Source organism: Melioribacteraceae bacterium (genome assembly GCA_019638015.1).
Taxonomy (GTDB): Bacteria; Bacteroidota; Ignavibacteria; order Ignavibacteriales; family Melioribacteraceae; genus JAHBUP01.
Map to the genome: position 1 here is coordinate 3,138,380 of JAHBUP010000001.1, position 19,432 is coordinate 3,157,811.

Genomic DNA, 19,432 nt, shown 5'->3' on the forward strand with positions numbered 1-19,432 from the left:
ACCAGTTGATTATGCCAATCAGAAATTTACTGATCAGCACAATCGAACTTATAATTACTTGAGAAGCATAAGTTTCTTAATAGAAACAAATTCTTCAGACTGTAGTTTGTAGAAATAAATTCCTGAAGAAAGATTTGATGCATCAAAGTTAACTTTATAGTTACCAGCTGAAAATTCGCCTTGAACCAAGTTAGCTACTTCTCTTCCCAATACGTCATAAACTACAAGACTTACATGCCCATTCTTTGGGAGTGCAAAATCGATAGTAGTAGATGGGTTGAATGGGTTAGGATAATTTTGGCTCAAATTGTATTGAGTTGGAATTTCTCCATCCTGAGCTTTAACCGATAATACATCTTCAGGAATGGTGATATGTTTATCTAAGTTAACATAGAGATCTGTAATTTTAAGAGCTCTCGTATTAGCATTAGTATTCAAACCAATATTAAAGCTGTTGAATACTTTAGTAACGATAGGATTACGATTATCAATCACAATTCCACCAAAGCTGTAGCTCTTATCTTCTTTATAAATATAATATCTAACTTCATTCGAGCCATCTGATTTAGGACCGATTGAGAATGCGAAATTATATTTTCCGGCAGATCCAACCGCTCCGCCCTTTTGTTTTTTATTTGTAAGAACATAATTTGATGCACCAGCTGTGCTAATCCATGTTCCATTTACAACAGCACCAACAGTACCTAATTGAGCAGGACCAGTCCAATTTGTTAAATCATTTGAACCGCTATGAGGAATAAATAAGTAACCTGAATGTGCTCTTTCTAAACCAGACCATGCATTATTTGTAACAGTACCGGCGCTATCACTTGTGAATAAACCTAAACGCAATGAACTCCAAGCTTCAAATCCACCACCTTGAAGTTCCATCTTTCCTGTAACAACCATTGGTTTTTCTACAGTTGGTTTAACTGGGCTTACAAAACCACCTCGAATAGCTGACCAACCAGTTGGTGCTGCTGTACCGGAGATTGCAACGTCACCAGTTAATTCACCAGGTGTCAGAGTCCATCCGCCTGATCTGTTTCCGATAAATCCCCAATCTCCAACATAGAATGGTTCAAATGGAGCGTCAGGTACTACAAGAGTTCCATAATCAACCATAACTTCTAAAACATTAAACATAGTGGCTTTGCTATCATTATTAACACCAAAACTGATTGCGTTGTACTTATTAGTTTTGGATTTTAAAGTTTCAGTTCCACCAAAATAGTACTTATTGTTTTCTTCAATTAAATACCATTTAACTATGCTTGATGTATCATTTACCATTTTAATTGAGATAGCAAAATTATATGTACCAGCTATCATTTCAGCATTTCGTGGAATTTGGTCAATGCCTAAAGTATTTCCATTAACACCAACCTGGGCCGTGTTATTACCACCCCAGCCACTGTGGAATCCACCACCATCTACTAACCAAACTGTACCGGCTCCACCTCTTGCGTTAGACATTGTTGCATTTCCACTTCTTGGATGGAAACTATAACCATAGAATCCCTTTGTACTTGACCATTGGGCATTTTCAGTTAATGCATCCTTTAATGTAACACTATCCTGGAAAGTTATTCCATAACGTAGATGTGTATATGCATCTCCACCGCCACCGCCAACTAATTGCATCTGACCTTTTACAATTAGCTCTTTATCTTTTTTCAGTGGTAATGCTTGTCCAAATCCACCGCTTAATGTTGACCAGCCCGTCGATGTTTTTCCATCTCCCATGCTTGCGTCGCCAACTAATGTTTCTGCGTTATTCTTAATTGGCCATGGACCGCCTGCTGAAGATTTACCCCATTTATCAACGTAATATGCCTGCCATGGTGCTTCTGGTACTGTAATCGTTCCATAATCCACCATTACTTCAAGTACATTAAATTGGGTTATTGTATTATCATTATTTACACCAAAATTAATTGCGTTGAATTTCTTGGTGATTGACTTCACTAATTCTGTTCCACCAAACCAATATTTATTGCCTTCTTCAACTAAGTACCATTTTATTTGGTTTGTGGTGTCATTTATGCTCTTTACCGAAATAGCGAAATTATATGTTCCAGCAACCATTTGAGCATTGCGTGGTGCTTGTTCTATTCCTACTGTATTTCCTTTGCTTCCCACTTGAGCTGTATTATTACCACCCCAGCCGCTATGGAATCCGCCGCCATTTACTAACCATAATGTTCCGGCTCCACCTCTTGCGTTAGACATTGTTCCATTACCGGTTCTTGGATGGAAGCTGTAGCCATAGAATCCCTTTGTACTTGACCATTGGGCATTTTCTGTTAATGCATCCTTTAATGTAACACTATCCTGGAAGGTCAAAGCATAGCGTAGATGAGTATATGCATCTCCACCGCCACCGCCTACATACTGTAACTGACCTTTTACGATAAGTTCTTTATTTGTCTTTAATGGCAATGCTTCTTCAAATCCACCACTTAGGGTTGACCAACCAGTTGATGGTTTTCCATCACCCATGCTTGCGTCGCCAACTAATGTTTCGGCATTATTCTTTATTGGCCATGGACCGCCTGCTGAGGATTTACCCCACTTACTTACATAGAATGCCTGCCATGGAGCTTCCGGTACTGTGATTTGTTCTCCAAGATCAGCTTTAACTGACATAACACTAAACATTGTTGCTTTGCTATCATTATTTACACCGAAGCTGATACCGTTAAATTTATCTGTTTTAGCTTTAACAACTTTAGTACCGCCAAACCAGTACTTATTATTTTCTTCAACTAAATACCATCTAACTTCGGCAGTTGTAGCTGTAATCATTTTAACAGAAATTGCAAAATTATAAGTACCTTCAATCATTTGGGCATTACGAGGAGCCTGCTCAATTAGAGCTGTCGATTCATCCGCACCAACAGCAGCAGTGTTATTGCCGCCCCAGCCGCTGTTAAATCCACCACCATCAATTAACCACAATGTTCCTGCTCCGCCTCTTGCATTAGACATCGTGCCAGTACCACTTCTTGGATGGAATCCATAACCATAGAAACCTGCTGTGCTTGTCCATTGAGCAGTCTCTGTAAGTGGATTAATTAAAGTTGTGCCATCTTGAAATTCTAATGCATAACGTAAATGTGTATAAGCATTTTCACCGCCACCGCCTATTAATTGTAATTTTCCGGTTACTACTACTGCCTTACTTGTAGTAGCTTGTAGTTCCGGGAATTGACCACGAAGTGTTGACCAACCTGTAGAAGTTTTGCCATCACCCATGCTAGCATTTCCGGCAGGAGTAGAAGCGGTGTTCAATATTGGCCAAGGACCGCCTGATGAAGCTTTGCCCCATTTTGATACTATAAATGGAGGTAGAGCATCTTCATAAGTATTGAAAGTAATATTATCAATATCAACATCACCTGTGCTCATATTTTGGAATTTAAGCTTATTTGCTCTTCCATCATTTACTTCAACCAAAATCTGTTCACATTTGGTAGTTCCATTAATGGTTTTTACATCCATCCATGTAGCGCCATTATCGCGCGATTTGGACACTTTAATTACTCTATTTGTACCGCCTCTTCCTTCAACAAATTTAACAACGCCAATACCACCATATACTGCAGGTGTAACAGCGGCACCACCTTGTGGTCTGTTTGAAGTACTTAATAAACGAAGTGTACGTCCGGTACCGTCACATTGGTTTGAACCACCACGAATAGCGTAAATTGCTTGCCAAACCCCAGTAGCAGTATTTACATCTTTAAGAGTTGTAGGAGCATCACTGGTAGTACCAGTTAATCTTCCTTCGATTGTATCATCATTCCAATTTTCTGTCCAATAATATTCACCAATAGGTCTGCTAATAGAAATTTCATCAATATACATTACAGGCACTTTTGCCTCGTTGCCTGCTTGCAATAACAACTGAACACCTATTCTTTGAAATGGCGCGGTAAGAGCCGGCATCACTAGATCCAGAGTATTCCAATCATCCCCTTTTAATGATGCTGCGCCGAACCATTTTGAATTCCATGTCCAGCCAGCGCCTGTCTGCCAAAATATTTGTAACCCATTGACATAAGCTAAATCTGCGGCTGAAAGCCATACCTTAAATTTAACAATGTCACCCTCTTTAAAATCTTTATGAGTGTCATTCATAAAATTAGCTTCAATGCTATTATTGACACCAATAAATTTCACCGATCTTTTGCCGGTGGTTGCTTTCTCAGTGCTTAAAAGTACTGTACCTCCCTCCGGAGTAAAGTACCAACCGTCAAAATCCTTCTCAAAATCCCACAGTTTTACAGGTGCATTTTGGGCTTTGAGGACACTACCACTGGCCAGTAAAAAGAGAAAACAAAACAGTGTAGTAGAAAAAAGAACAAACCTTTTCATTTTGCCTCCATGTTAAAAAAATTAAAGAAGTTGTTTCTCAACCTCTCATACTTCATTTACTGATTACAACATAATTTTTATAAGAGAAAAAACTTACCTTTCTAATATCACCTCCCAAACTTGAAAATTAATTGCTGCTATTTTAAAATTTTGAGAATGTCTCAATCCTATGTTTGAGACATTCTCTATAATTATTTTTACTTCATTAAGACGAATTTTTTAGTTATCGATATATTTCCAGATTCCAAGCGGTACAAATAAACACCACTTGCTAATCTTGAACCATCAAATTTTGCTACATAAGTACCGGCTAATTGATTACCATCAACGATTGTTGCAATTTCCTGTCCAAGTGTATTAAATACTTTTAATGAAACATTACCTGTAACAGGAATAGAGTATTCAATGTTAGTCATAGGGTTAAATGGATTTGGGAAATTTTGTTTTAGATCAAATTCGGTTGGGAGAACACCCGGAACTTCTTCAACACTAACTAGGCCATTATTAAGCCAATTATTAATTGTAGCCCATTCAGCGGTTCTTTGTGCTGCCCACTGAGCTTTTTTCTCTGGGAACCAATTCAAATCGCCTAATGGGAATCCGCCCATTGCGGCAGTCAAATATTTTGTGTTAGTATAAGCTAAATTTTCTGGTAAAGGCCATTGTTGCTTAAAGCCTGCATTTGGCATATAAGCCCAATTAAAATCTGCGTTATTATTCCATTTTGCTTCAATAAAAAGTTTTAAAGTATCAATATTTGTTGGAGCAACAATAAAATTAGGGTCTTCATAGAATATTGTGGACCAATCTACATTTAATTTATTGAATACTTTTTTACCATTTGCGTCAACGGAATCGATAAAATCTATTTCAGCTTGACCAAGCATTGGAGATGGATTATAAATATCAACTTTTAATCTAGCCTGAATTTTAGCTTTTGCCCATGGACATTCTACAAACCACTTCTTCAACCAATCTTGATACATATAAACATTATTTCCGATAAACAATTTACGGTCGAAATCGGTGAAATTAACCTTAAAACCAAAAGAATCAACCGGAGTTATTCCATTTATCAAGCCGCCGCCTGGAGGTCTACATAATCCTTTTTCATAATCAGAATAAGTTTGGCTTGCAGTACAAACATCCAACGCTCTGTGTCCAATCATGAATGGATTAACAAAAATGGAATTAGTAATTGACGCTGTTTCTAACCAGCCTGCAGATTGCCATGGCCATTCGATAGAATTAATTAATGTACAGTGATTGATATGAATGTTGCTGCCATATTCATTTCCTTCTTGCATCACAATTCTTGCAAGATTGGAAAAAGTACAATTTTCAAAAATTAATTTATCGTAATGCCATCCAGAACTTTGATATGGGAATGATACTGCACGTCCATAGTAACGGAAGTGAACATCTGAATTATTTCTCCAATAGCAATTATAAAATTCACCTTGAAAATGATCTGCTTTAACGCACACAGCACCGGATGCTTCAGCACCAATAGGCGCATAATCAAAAAGTACTCCATCAAAATATCCAATTTCTGGATCGTTTGCGGCTGTTTGATTTTCGAATGCTATTGAAGAGCTAACTTGATTTCCCAAGAAATCGGCATAACGAACCCAAACGTTTTTCATAATTACATCACCATAAGTTTGGATAATATATGCTCTGTCAATTCCTTCCTCTGTCCACAGAATTTGAGGAGGGGCAGAATTTTGATCTTTGCCCGGTTTAGGAGCAACAATTTCAAGATTCTGGCCATGATCCATGTAGATACTTCTACTTAAAACATATGCCTCATAAGATTTCAATTTAAAAACGGTCTTATTAATTGTACCGTCGGCTTTCGCTTTATCAATTGCCTCGTTTAAAGTACCATACACACCGGCTTCATAGAAACCCTTAACATGTACGGTATCCTTTTGAGCTGATATATTTCCTACAAAAAACACAACTATTAAAACAAATAATAATAATTGCCTCATAACTTACTCCTCCTATTATTAATGACTATAAACGATATAGTTTTAAAATTATTATATATCAATATCTAACCCTAACACCAAGGTTTGCCGTCAATCCATAATTCTGCACACCTGTAAATCCTTGAGTAGATCTATGTATTGATGTTGTATTAGCACCATTAAGATTTGAAACATCCAAGAATAATTCCATATTGAAAAACGGAAGTCTTTGTCTTGCTGAAAAATCAAATCTTACATAATCTTTAGTGTATGAATCATTTTCCGGATATCTACCACCATTACCAATAGCACGATTGGCTTGGAAAACGAGTGAGAGTCTTGTTGAGAAACCTTCATAATCATAACCAATGTAAGTGTTCAATACATGATTTGGCTGATCGATAAGTCTTCCGGTAGAAGCACTGTCAACAAGAGTAGCTATTCGGTCACGTCCCACAACAACAACTTTAACATCATAGAATGGATATTTTGCTTCAGATGCTATTCGAGCATAGTTAATACCAAAGACAACGTAATTAAAAGGTGAAGGCATGTACCACAAGTTATGCTGGAAGTCAAACTCTAATCCCTTCACTGTAGCGTCGAATGGATTGTTATATGGTTTAACAATATTTGCATTGGCGAAAGGAATTACCACATTCTGTCCATCACGTACAATTGTATAATTTTTAATATTGTCGATATTGGCTCTTTGTGCGGCATCCAACTGATAAGTTGCAGTATAAACAAAGTTTTTTAAAGTTTTATAAAACCCACCGACAGTAAATAATCCTAATTTATTTGAAAAGAATGTGAAGTTAAGATCATGACTAAATGCCTGAGCTGGTTTTAAGTCAGGATTTCCGGAGTAAACTGTACCAGGTGAACCTTGAGTAATTGTGAATTTGGGACTGATCGAAGTATAATTTGGTCTTGCAAGAGTTTGTGTATAAGCATAACGAACATCCATCCAGCTAAAGGGACTATATTTAATTTGAAACATTGGAAGAACAAATTCATTTTGTTTAACTGAAGTAGTGTCATACATTTTTTGTTGTTGAGCATTTCTCATATCTCTTGCATTGTAAGCAAAATAATCAGTCTCAACTTTTTCGTAGCGCACACCGCCGATAAGCATAAAGTCCAACCAATTAATCTTTGCCATAGCGTAGGTAGCATAATAATTTTCTTTATATTTATAATCATTTGTAAGCTTCTGGTAGAGTCCATCATACCAACCACCCTGAGCACCTGAACTTACCTGCGTATTTGAAGCATCGTAAGCAGGGTTTCCAACAATATAATTAAGAATATCTTTCATTAAACCAGGATTAGATACATAAAAAATCCCACCGTAAGTGTTATTGAGGAATGGATCAAAAAGTTTTGAATCGGAATTCTTAAAACTGGTTCCAATTAAGTTTCCTAAGGCATCAGTGGAAATTCCAAATTGATCCTTAACACCTCTCATTAAAATTGATTGTATATCTGTTCCAGAACCAGTAGCACTACCATTAAAACCTAAATATGGAGTTTCTTGATCAGTACTATTATCTTGATTATAAATCTGACCGCCCACTTTAAAGAATCCTCCAAAATCATCACTGAAATTGAATGGGAATTCAAAGTCGGCCTTATAAGTATATTTTGATTCTTTATAATCATTTGTAAAAAGATCCGCACTTCTAAGTACAACGTTATTATCACCTTTATATTTTGTAAGCAGATAAGTTAAATCTTCTGGTACTCTATTATCGCGAGGAACACCCGATTGTAACGCATCAACTTGATTAAAATTTATTACAGGAGATTTATCCAATTTATTACCAGAGGAAGTAAAGCTCACAGATAAATCCGCGTTTACAAAACCCATATCATAATCTAATTTAAGAGAATGCATACGTTGATCGGTATAATTTTCACCATCTCTCAACTGCCATTCCATTCTTCCAGCATCATAATTAATTGTTTGACGATGTTCAGTAAATATTGATTTAATTCTTGCAAGCATGTTTACAAGTTTCAATGAACCATTTGGAATAGAATAATCGAGAATTAAATTTGCGCCATAACGCTCTCTGGTTTCCAAGTGACGGTTAAATGAAACACTACTCACTTTAACAGGACGAAAACCAGTTGTTGGATCTATTAGCACTTGTTCACCCGCGAGATTATAACCAGCACTCATGTTATCTGAATTTCTGTCATATGATTCGGCATTAACCAGTCCATAAATACCGAGGGCATTATCAAAAAACCGGTTACTAAGAGATGCTACTGTTCGGTAATTACTCAAGGTTTTACTCTTTGCAGTATATCCCTGTTGGTACATAAGTTCATAATGAAGATCTTGAGGAGCTTCTCTCAACTCCATATTAACTGTACCGCCAATTGAGTTTGCGTTCATATCGGGAGTAAGTGACTTATAAACTGCAATCATTCTAATCATATAGGGAGAAACCATTGTAAGATCAACGCTTCTATCATTGTTTACACCACTGCTGCCAGAATTTGGATTTGAAGATAAACCTATTTGCGAACTACCGGTTGCGGATAGTCTAACTCCTTCAATTTCAATAGCATTATATTGAGGGGACAAACCACGAATTACTACTTTATTATCCTCACCAGAACTTTGTGTAGTAGAAACACCGGGTAAACGGCTTAGTGCGGATGCAGCGTTAAAATCGGGTAATTGTTGAATTTTTGCTTCAGAAACATAATTAGCAATATTGTCGGAGGTTAGCTGCTGTTGAATTGCAGTTACTTGGCCCTGAGCCTGAGCAGTAATAACTACTTCTTCCCCTTCAATGGTTGTATAAACGAGAGCAAAATCTTGTTGTAGTAATCTGCCGGCAGGAATATCTAATTCCATACTGACTGTTACATAACCTAGATACATTACGTCTATAATTCTTTTACCAGCGGGGATGTTACGAAGAACATAGTTGCCATCGAGATCACAGGCAGTACCTATATTGGTACCTTTAACCATTACGTTCGCGAAGGGCAGTCTCTCTTTTGTTGATTTATCAAACACTTTACCGGTAATACCACCGGTAGCTTGTCCCTGTGCTAACAGAGTTTGAGAAACCAAAAGTACAATGAACAAGCAACAACTTAAAAATCTACCTAATCGGTATTTAAAGAACATTTTGCCTCCTATTATTTCATCACTTATTTATTTAATCTCTTATTTGAATAGTTGTTATCATTACTAATGATTCACATTATGACGAAAACACTTTCTAGTTAAATAATTCTTATGATTAAGGATTAGCTCCCATAATCGACCTAATCATAATTATATTTTTTTCCTCCTTATTTGAAAAGTTATTTATATAAGGTCGTTACTCAGTTTTAAATGATTTTCTTCTCTCAGCTAACTCATCCTGAATTTCTATATTTAATTTTTTGTCGATACCATAATAGAAGAGTGCTACAACACCTAAAAAGAATGTTATTGCCGGATAAATACTTGCTGTCATTTTTATTCCCAATAAAGAACTTGCAGATTGTGTATCGTTCGGAGTATAACCGTATGCGGCCAATAACCAACCGCAAATAGCGCCGCCAAATCCTAAACCCGCTTTTAGCGCAAATACTATTCCTGCAAATACAACCCCGGTGGCACGGCGGTAAGTTTTCCATTCCGCATAATCGGCAACATCCCCCATCATTGCCCATAACAATGGAATTGTTGGACCGTAAGCAAGAGATTTAAGAAGATTTACAATAAAAATTAATCCAACAGCATCGGATGGTAATGCATAAAATAATGCTGTAAATAGTGCGGTAAAAAATAAACCCACCATGAATACAAGTCTTTTTCCAAAACGCATTGATAATGGCTTAGAAAGCACAACGCCAATAATCATTATTAACTGACCCAGCATATTAAATAAACTAAATCCTACCGAAGTTATATTGCTCTGATCGTTTAACGCAATCAATCCAAATGAATCCAATACAGAATAGTACCAAGTCGCAGATTTGATCGATAGGTCAGCAGTTACTAATCCCCAACCCTCAAGAAATGTATAAAGCGCGTTTTTGTCTATAAAATAGGTAAAGTAGTAATACATTGCGGTTCCCCAAAGAGCAAGAGTAATAAAGAGGAATAATGTTAAACTGAACATTGAAATCCATGGTCGATTTTTAAGAAGCGCCTTATAATCTTGTACTGGGGAGGATTTTTGTGCTGGATTGGGTTTAATTCTCTCTTTTACAGCAAAGAAAGTAATTATAAAGCAAACAACGCAAATGAGAGCGAATAAACCGATTGTCATCGACCATCCTTTTTGAACATCGCCTTGTCCAAATTTTGCAACTAGAGGAAGCGTTAAACCTTGCACTATAAAAGCAGCAACCATAGCAAAGAAAAATCGATATGATGAAAGACTGGTTCTTTCATTAACATCGCCGGTCATAACGCCACTTAATGCTGCATAAGGAAGATTATTTGCCGAATAGACCATCATAAGTAAAAGATAAGTAACATAGGCGTAAATTAATTTTGTACCAACGCTGAAATCTGGTGTAGAAAATGCTAATACAAAAATTACTGCGAATGGTAGAGCAGTCCATATTAACCAGGGTCTAAATTTTCCCCAGCGAGTATTGGTTTTATCTGCAATTGCGCCCATAAAAGGATCAAATATACCATCCCATACTCTACCAACTAATAATAATGTACCTGCTGCTGCTGCGCTTATTCCAAATACATCTGTGTAAAAACCTAATTGAAAAATGAGCATAGTTTGGAAAACAAAATTTGCAGCTGCATCCCCAAATCCGTATCCAATTTTTTCTTTAACTGATAATTTTCCGGTACCCGTTTGCACTTATTACCTCAAGAATTAGTTAATCAACAATTAGTTATTTTTATACTACGGTCAATATTGTTTTCTGTAAATCTTCATCTCTCGATGAGTTTCCAATCATCAACTCAAATTCTCCAGGCTCTACCACAAAATGTTTATCAATATTTGTGAAAGCAAGAGAATTCGGAGTAACTTTAATTTTTACTGTTTTGGTTTCATTTGGTTTTAATACTACTTTTTCAAATCCTTTTAATTCTTTTACCGGCCGTGTTACAGAACTATAGATATCGCGGATGTACAATTGAACAACTTCTGCTCCTGTAACTTTGCCTGTATTAGTAACATCGATAGAAATTTCTGTTGATTCATCTACCGAAATTTTTTCTTTCTGTAATTTCAGGTTTGAGAATGAGAAAGTTGTATAACTTAACCCAAATCCAAATGGATAGATTGCTGATATCTCTGAATCCAGATATCCTCTTCTAGCCGAAGGTTTATAATTATAATAACATGGAACGTGGCCGGCAGAACGGGGAATTGAAATTGGTAATTTACCAGCAGGATTATATTCACCAAATATTACCTTGGCAATTGAATTTCCGGTTTCCTGACCGAGATACCAACATTCAAGCACCGCATTAAAATTATCTTGAATATTCGTAAGTGCTATTGGTCTGCCATTAAAAAGAATTGCGATAATTGGTTTTCCCAATTTGCTTAGTGCTAGTACTAAATCATTTTGCTGCCCAAACAATTGCAGACATGATCGATCTCCCATGTGGTTATTATTCCATGCTTCGCGTGAGGTTTGTTCATTATCTCCAATAGCAAGGAAAATTATATCGGCTTTTTTAGCAACCTCAACGGCTTCCACAATTAATTTTTTATTTAATTCGGGATCGGGGAATGTAACTACATCCTCATCCCATGATCCACCTTCGGTTATTCTACATCCTTCATGATATAATATTTCTGCAATGCCGGCTAATCTATCCTTGACTCCTTCAAGTACACTTACATAATGAACAGGTTTACCGCTGTATCCACCTAACATTTTCCGGTCAGCATTTGGTCCAATAACCGCTACTGTCCTTTTCTGGTTTGGGTCCAATGGTAAGATATTATTATCATTTTTGAGGAGTGTTATTGTTTCGAGGGCGGCTTGCAGAGCAATTTCTCTATCTGCTTGAAGTCTCTTTTCAGCGTTAATTAATTCTGGATCAACATAAGGATCATCAAATAATCCCATTAAAAATTTATACTTGAGCAAAGGGGCGACCAATTCATCAATAACAGATTCTTCAACCCTTCCCTCATTCACTAACTGAACCAGATTAGGATAGCAGTCAGGATCGGGCAGTTCAATATTAACACCGGCATTAACTGCGAGAATTGCCGCTTCACTTTTATCTTTTGCCATACAATGGCTTATTGCTTCGGGTCTCAAATTTAATTCAGTAACCGCATAATAATCTGAAACAACAAATCCTTCAAAGCCCCATTCCTCTCTCAGCACTTCGCGTAAAAGCCATTTACTTGCATGAGAAGATACGCCATCAATTTCATTGTAGGATGCCATCACGCTCATTGCGTTTGCTTTCTCAATTACCTCTTTGAATGTAACAAGGAAAGTATCGCGGAGTACTCTCTCAGAAATATTCACAGGAGCGCAGTTGGTACCCGATTCCGGCTGTCCATGAGCTGCAAAATGTTTTAAAGTCGCGATCACATGTTTTTTATCTTTAAATGTTCCATCCCCTTGAAAACCTTTAACTGCAGCAATTCCTAATTGTGTAACCAGGTATGGATCTTCGCCAAAAGTTTCTTCAACTCTTCCCCATCTTGGTTCACGTGCGACATCAACTACAGGAGTTAAAGCTTGATGAGCTCCTCGACTTCTTACATCTTCAGCTATTGAAGAATAAATTTTTTCTATTAAATCAGGATTAAATGATGCCGCTAAACCTATTGGTTGAGGATAACTTGTTGCTTCTGGGCCAGCTATACCATGCAGACATTCTTCATGAAAAATAGCAGGAATCCCCAGCCTGGTATTTTCCACAAAATATTTTTGAAGATCATTCGAAAGCTGAGCCATCTCCTTTGCGTTTCTTCCCCCCGCTGTATCACTAATTCTACCAATCTGACCAATGCCATCTTTTAAATATTCAGGTAACTTTGAAAAATCAAGATTACCCTCTTCATTCATTATTACTTTTTTCTTATCACCCCAAATACATAACATTTGTGCAACTTTCTCTTCAAGCGTCATTCTGCTTATTAAATCTCTGACTCTTTGATCAATTGGTAAATTATAATTTTTGTAGTCGTTCAATTCTTCTTGAGTAGCAAGAATTTTGTCACTAAAATTTGATTCCATTTATCTATTCCATTTTAAAGTTATTGATAACGGTTTTAGAAATTTTTTAATCTATCTGAGCACTAATTTTTAAACAAATTATGTCTTGTTATATTCTTCAATAAACTCATTACATTTTTAATCATCAGAATATTTTTTTTCTTCGATAAAACATTTAACAAAAAAGTAAAAGATTTTAACGTTATTTTGATTTGTATCAGTTCAATCAAAATTGAACCGATTTAATAATATAGAGTATTTTTCTAAATGTCAATAAAAAACAGATTGATTGGTCGTAGTTAGATGCTATTTTTTTTGATAAATAATTAAAGACATGGTGTGTGTTTCAAAATTGAATTTTACTAATTTCTTGTAAAAGATTTTACAATTTATTTTAATGCTGTTCTTGGGGGAAAGGTAAATTCTAAATAAGCACCCTAGAAGATTCACGTATTATAAACTCAGTTTCTAATACTACTCTTTCCGGTGTAAATGTGGAATTTGACTCGATATTTCTTATCAATATCTCTGCCGCCTTTCTTCCTATCTCTTTCTGTGGCGCTCTTATCGTTGTTAATGGCACCGGAAACATCTTTGCGTAATATATATCATCATTACCGATTATCGATACATCTTCCGGTACTCTTATATCCATCTCCTTCAATGACGTCATTACCGCCAATGCCTGCATATCATTAAAACATACTATCGCTGTTGGATATTCTTCTCGTGGTAAACTCTTGAAGTATTCTATCGTCCTGGCAAAGCTTTCTTCATGATTTGAGCCTACTGATACTATCATCTGTTTATTGAACGCCAAGGTACTTTCACTAAATGCGTGACGGAATCCTTCTATTCTTTCCTGGGTATGCGATGAACTTGGAGGACCGGCAAAGTGCACTATTTTTGTATGACCGCTTTCTATTAAATATTTTACTGCTCTCTTGATTGCTCGTAGGTTATCTATGGCTACTACGTTTGCCTGTATTCCCTTTACATCTTCCAACAATACAAATGGATAATTTATCATCCTTAGCTTAAATAGATGCTCTATCTCCGAGGCTCCCTCAACTATCGGCGCGATTATGGTCCCCTTGATATCCTTCGTCGCAAATAAATGTGATAGTTTCTGCTCTCTATCATGTTCATTTTCTGAACTGGCTATCAGTACTGAATAACCCTTACTGTTGGCGTATTCTTTGGCGCCAGAGGCGATGGCTGTATAAAAGGGATAGTTCAAATCCTTTAATATTATTCCTATACTTTTTTCTTGTCCACCATTTTTTAAGTTTCGAGCTACTCCCTTGGGGCGGAAATTTAACTCTTTCATCACTTTTAGTATTTGATCACGAGTAGCCGGTTTTACTGTATTCTTCCCATTTATTACTGCTGAGACTGTCCCTTTTGATACTCCTACTTTTTTCGCTACATCTACTATCGTAATTCTTTTCATATCCTCTCCGGCATTAAAAAAAGGCCAAATAAATTATATATATTTTTTACAAGAGCTTAATTGTGTTTTTCAGAATCCAAGAGCGTATTTATTACATTTGATAAACACTACTTTAGTAATTAGAAAATTCATAGTGCAAATAATAATTTCTGATGATCTAGTAACAAAAATTAACGAGCAGTTATAATTATTCATAAATATTGATGTTAATATTTTCATTTCTGAAGTACTGTTTGAGCAAATCCAACTTTATTTAGTACTGGAAACAACTTCAGATCGCAAGCGATTATTAGCTATGCCAAAAACAATAACATAAAAAGATAACCCAACAAAAAAAGAGATAGTAAAACCAAATAACATCGATAGTGTTATCGATAAAATTGAGCCGGTAACAGACATTATGCCGTTTACTCCATACATCCAAGGAATATATTTCTCAATCTTGTGTTGTTTTAGAATTTGTAAACATGAAGGGAATGGAATGCCAAGTATAAAACCGAGAGGAAGAAGTAGTATAAAGCAAACAACCGAACGCAATGTTTGGCTATAAACCATTAGCTCTTGTAAAATCAATGGATATAAAATAAATGAGGAAGCACCGACACAAATTATAAGTAGAGAAATTAACCTCAATCGCTTAATATGATTATTAGGATGAATTTTTCCTCCATAAAAACTACCAACACCCATACCAACAAGTAATGATCCCAATAAAATTGACAATGAGATAGTAGCTGATCCCAGATATAATATAAATTTTTGAAAGAGAGATATTTCCAGAATCATAAAACCTAGACCAATACTTACAATAATTTGGAGGGGTAATAGTATGAGCTTTCTATCATTTTTAGTTTTATTTAAACTGCTCTTAATTTTGAAATAAGGGATCATAATTATCGCTAAACCGCATAACAAAACGGATATCAATAATTTTAAATAATCACCCGGCACCCCTCTATTTATCTTGTAAAAGAAAGGACTGTCATCCCTAACCGGTGATATATCATACCTGTCGTTATCAATATAGTCTTCTAGCGAAACTCTTTTTTCATAAATGGTTTTCATCAAAATATTTTCTATGGAGTTCCCAATTTTCTCCCAATTATATGGTAAGAATGTTACACGAGGAAAATCTTTAGGTAAAGTTTTAGCATAATTAACTGTTGCCACAATTTCTTTTTCAGAGAATTTATTTTTCTTTATAACAACTGTCGGAGAATAATCTCCACCTAAGATTAAAAAATGATTAAGAGCTTCATAATTATCGATGCCGATTTCATCAAAAGCATACAAAGCTGTAACTATTATACGAACTAGTTCCCACCTATTATGCACTGTAAAAATAAGTCTGCCTTCGGGGGATAAATTTTTAAGAAAATCTTTGATAGCTTCAACGGTTAAAAGATAATTTTCATTTGATGCAAGCCCATCAATATTCTGAAGCTGCTCGGTTGATGCGAGAGCCATAAGTATAATATCATATTTATGTTGAGAGCTATTTATAAAATGCCTTCCTTCTGCAATTTGAATATCTACATTAGGAAAATCTGTATAAATGCCGCCATTATAATTTTTATATTCCTTTACGATATCTACAAAGTCGGGGTTAACCTCTACACCTGTTATTTTTTCAACACCGCCAAGCAGTCCCGTTAATACTTCTTTACCTCCGCCAGGACCAATGACAAGCATATTATTTTTTTCTTCTTGAGTTAGAAATAAAAAAGGAATGGAGTTTGAATGGTAGAGCAACAATTTATTCAGCTGTTTATCATGATTCTCGATACTTCCATTAAACTTATACATCTGGGTTCCTGCGGCTCCATCTACAAAAAGATGTTTAACAATATCTTGATGACTGTACTCCACAAAATCCGATCTGCCATAAATACTCCACCGGCTATCTATAATTCTGGGTTCCGCATTTACATTATCGTAAACATGATAAAAATCCTTTTCGGGGAAATTGCCGATAGGTACATTTCCAATGAAGTTCTTTTTACCGCTAATTATTAAACCAACGAGCAACAATAACAGAGTACAATAGCCTGCTATTAATTTTACTTTTGAAACTTCTTTTACAAAACTTAAAGAAGACACAACTAGAATTAGTCCCAAAAATATTACTGCGTTTTGAGCATTAAAAAAATAAAAAGTTATAAGTGAAATTGATGAGCCAATTGCGGCACCCAATAGATCGAATGAATACAGCACAAAACTATAATGGGCAAATGACTTAAAGAGCTGCGCATAGACAATACCCGCCAAAAAAAAGGGGATGTACAAGAGAATGAAATAAATTACCTGGTTAGTGACCTCGAATACGATTACTGCAATAATGAATAGAAGGAGCGCTGACCCGGTTAGAAAAATAAACTTCGATAATATTCTCTGAGTGTCGTCAGATTTAATTTTATAAAAGGAAAACACTCCACCGCTTCCCAATCCAAGAATTGCGAGCGAAATAATAATAAACGCATAATTCTGAACAAAAATAACCGATGAAATTCTTGTAGATATTATTTCAAAGCAGATTATGACAGCAGATACAATCAGTATATTCAGTTTAACAGCTTTGATATTATTCATTACTTATCGGTAGATATTAAATTGTTTAGAACTGCTTCATTAATCTCTAAATTGAATTTGCTTTTAAGCATAATCTCATTTTCTTTCGAAATTTTTTCGTAATAATAAGTTCTATAATCGTTGCCGATTTTGTTTTTAACATCGCTATAAGTAAGTTGTTTTTGATTCTGCCTACCAACACATTTAATTATAGCGTACTGCTTTCCCTTAATATCATCCTCAAATTCAATAGGACCAGCGATCTCTCCAAGTTGTAATTTGAAAGCTTCTTCTGCCAGGTAAGGTTTTTCTTTGCTTAAAAAGGAATTATAATTCCCTTCCCGGTTTATTATATAAGTTTTTACAAACCATCTATCCATTATTTTTTCAAAAGGGGTTCCCGATCGAATTTTATTCGCTGCGCTATCAGCGTCACTTTTATTTGGAAAAATTAATGCGTAAATATTCACCTTATCTAACTGATAATAGAGTGAATCTTTCTGAGCATCATAAAATTTTTGAAGTACAACAGAAGTAGTATCTTCAATCTGTGACTCTATAACTGCTTTATTGTACATCCAAACAAGCCTGTTTTTAATTACAGAATTATTAGTAAATGGATTAAATATATCTCTCAAGAAATTGTTTTCATTGGCTTTTTTAACCACATAATCCAGCATAATTGATTCAAGCAAAAATTCTTTAATATTTTTTTCGTTGGTTCTTTCAGAAGAATTTAAAATTAGTATTTCATCAAGTAACCGCAGAAATTCTTTTAAGTCAACAACATTATTGGAATATGTTAGAATTGTGTCATTCCCATTTTGCAAAATTTCTTGTGTAATTGTTGTTTCATAAAGTTGGGAATAAAATTTCGAATTTTGTGACCATTCAACAATTTTCTTTATTGACTTTTCATTCCATACTATGGATGATTCATCAACAAATGTCTTTTTAAAATCATCAAATTCCTTTAATGCGGTATCAAAATAACCGCTCCGGAGTTTTTGCTCTACTGTACCCTTTATCTCTTCGAAGGGTTCAACTGATAATTTATTAATAGATGTAACATTTACTATCACAAACGAATCGTTGGTTTCAATAATTCTCACATCACCAGGCTTCAAATTAAATATTGTATTAAATACCGGGTCCGCAAGACTTTGCTCCCAAGTAACAGGCGATGTGTATCCTTTGGAATTTTTCGAAGTTGTCTCCTGGGAGTATTTTGCAACTAGATTTTCAAACTTTTTGCCCTTATCAACATCGGATTTTATTTGAAGAGTTTTTCTTTTTAATGAATCGATCTGTTTGGGGGTTGCATTTTCCTTTTTATATAATACAATTTGCCTGCTTACTACCTCTTTACCCATTTTATTGTAAGCATCAAGCATATTTGCTTCGCTGGTATATTTACCCATAAAATATTTTTCAAAATATTTTATTGTTAGTTCTTCATTAATAACCCTTTGAACGTTTTGGATTAATTTTTTGTCTCTATCCAATCCTCTCTCAAAAAAATCAAATCTTTTCATTTGATTAATTAATAATGCGTCTAGTGCATTCAGATAGGCGTCTGTTTTATTTGGATACTTTTTATCGAACATCCAATCTTTGACATATTTTTTTAAGTCGTCAAATGTTACAGTATAGTTCTCGTTTATTCTGGCAATTATATTTGAATTTTCATTTTTCGGCTGAGCATTAATACCAGAACTGAAAGTTGAACTAAGATAAAATGCCAATACTAAATAAATAATCAACTTCATTAATATCCTCGGGTTAGATCATTAGTATTGTTAAAATACAATTAAAAGTTCAAAAAATTTAGCTGCGCATAATTTCAAACCATACAGCACTAATATTATTGCCA

The 19,432-nt window shown here is 35.3% G+C and carries 8 protein-coding genes; all 8 read right to left on the reverse strand.

Annotated features, from left to right (window positions below):
- Positions 1-54: 54 nt before the first annotated feature.
- Positions 55-4,380 (reverse strand): T9SS type A sorting domain-containing protein, encoded by a 4,326-nt coding sequence (locus KF816_13490; GenBank protein MBX3009026.1) that lies wholly within the window; start codon positions 4,378-4,380, stop codon positions 55-57.
- Positions 4,381-4,577: 197 nt separating this feature from the next.
- Entirely contained in the window at positions 4,578-6,377 is a 1,800-nt protein-coding gene (locus KF816_13495; GenBank protein ID MBX3009027.1) for a T9SS type A sorting domain-containing protein, read from the reverse strand.
- A 58-nt stretch (positions 6,378-6,435) separates the two neighbouring features.
- Positions 6,436-9,510, reverse strand: a complete 3,075-nt coding sequence (locus KF816_13500; GenBank protein ID MBX3009028.1) for a carboxypeptidase-like regulatory domain-containing protein — start codon at positions 9,508-9,510, stop codon at positions 6,436-6,438.
- A gap of 196 nt (positions 9,511-9,706) precedes the next feature.
- Complete coding sequence (locus KF816_13505) at positions 9,707-11,200, reverse strand: MFS transporter (GenBank protein ID MBX3009029.1); 1,494 nt, start codon at positions 11,198-11,200, stop codon at positions 9,707-9,709.
- A gap of 40 nt (positions 11,201-11,240) precedes the next feature.
- Positions 11,241-13,559, reverse strand: coding sequence for a glycoside hydrolase family 3 C-terminal domain-containing protein (locus KF816_13510; protein MBX3009030.1), 2,319 nt, complete (start codon positions 13,557-13,559; stop codon positions 11,241-11,243).
- A gap of 403 nt (positions 13,560-13,962) precedes the next feature.
- Positions 13,963-14,991: a LacI family DNA-binding transcriptional regulator gene (locus KF816_13515; protein ID MBX3009031.1), complete on the reverse strand. Its 1,029-nt coding sequence runs from the start codon at positions 14,989-14,991 to the stop codon at positions 13,963-13,965.
- Positions 14,992-15,240: 249 nt separating this feature from the next.
- Positions 15,241-17,580: a hypothetical protein gene (locus KF816_13520; GenBank protein ID MBX3009032.1), complete on the reverse strand. Its 2,340-nt coding sequence runs from the start codon at positions 17,578-17,580 to the stop codon at positions 15,241-15,243.
- A complete protein-coding gene (locus KF816_13525) occupies positions 17,580-19,328 on the reverse strand; it encodes a peptidyl-prolyl cis-trans isomerase (protein MBX3009033.1) in 1,749 nt (582 codons plus the stop codon). Before KF816_13525 ends, KF816_13520 begins: the two co-directional genes overlap by 1 nt.
- Between the last annotated feature and the right edge of the window lie 104 nt (positions 19,329-19,432).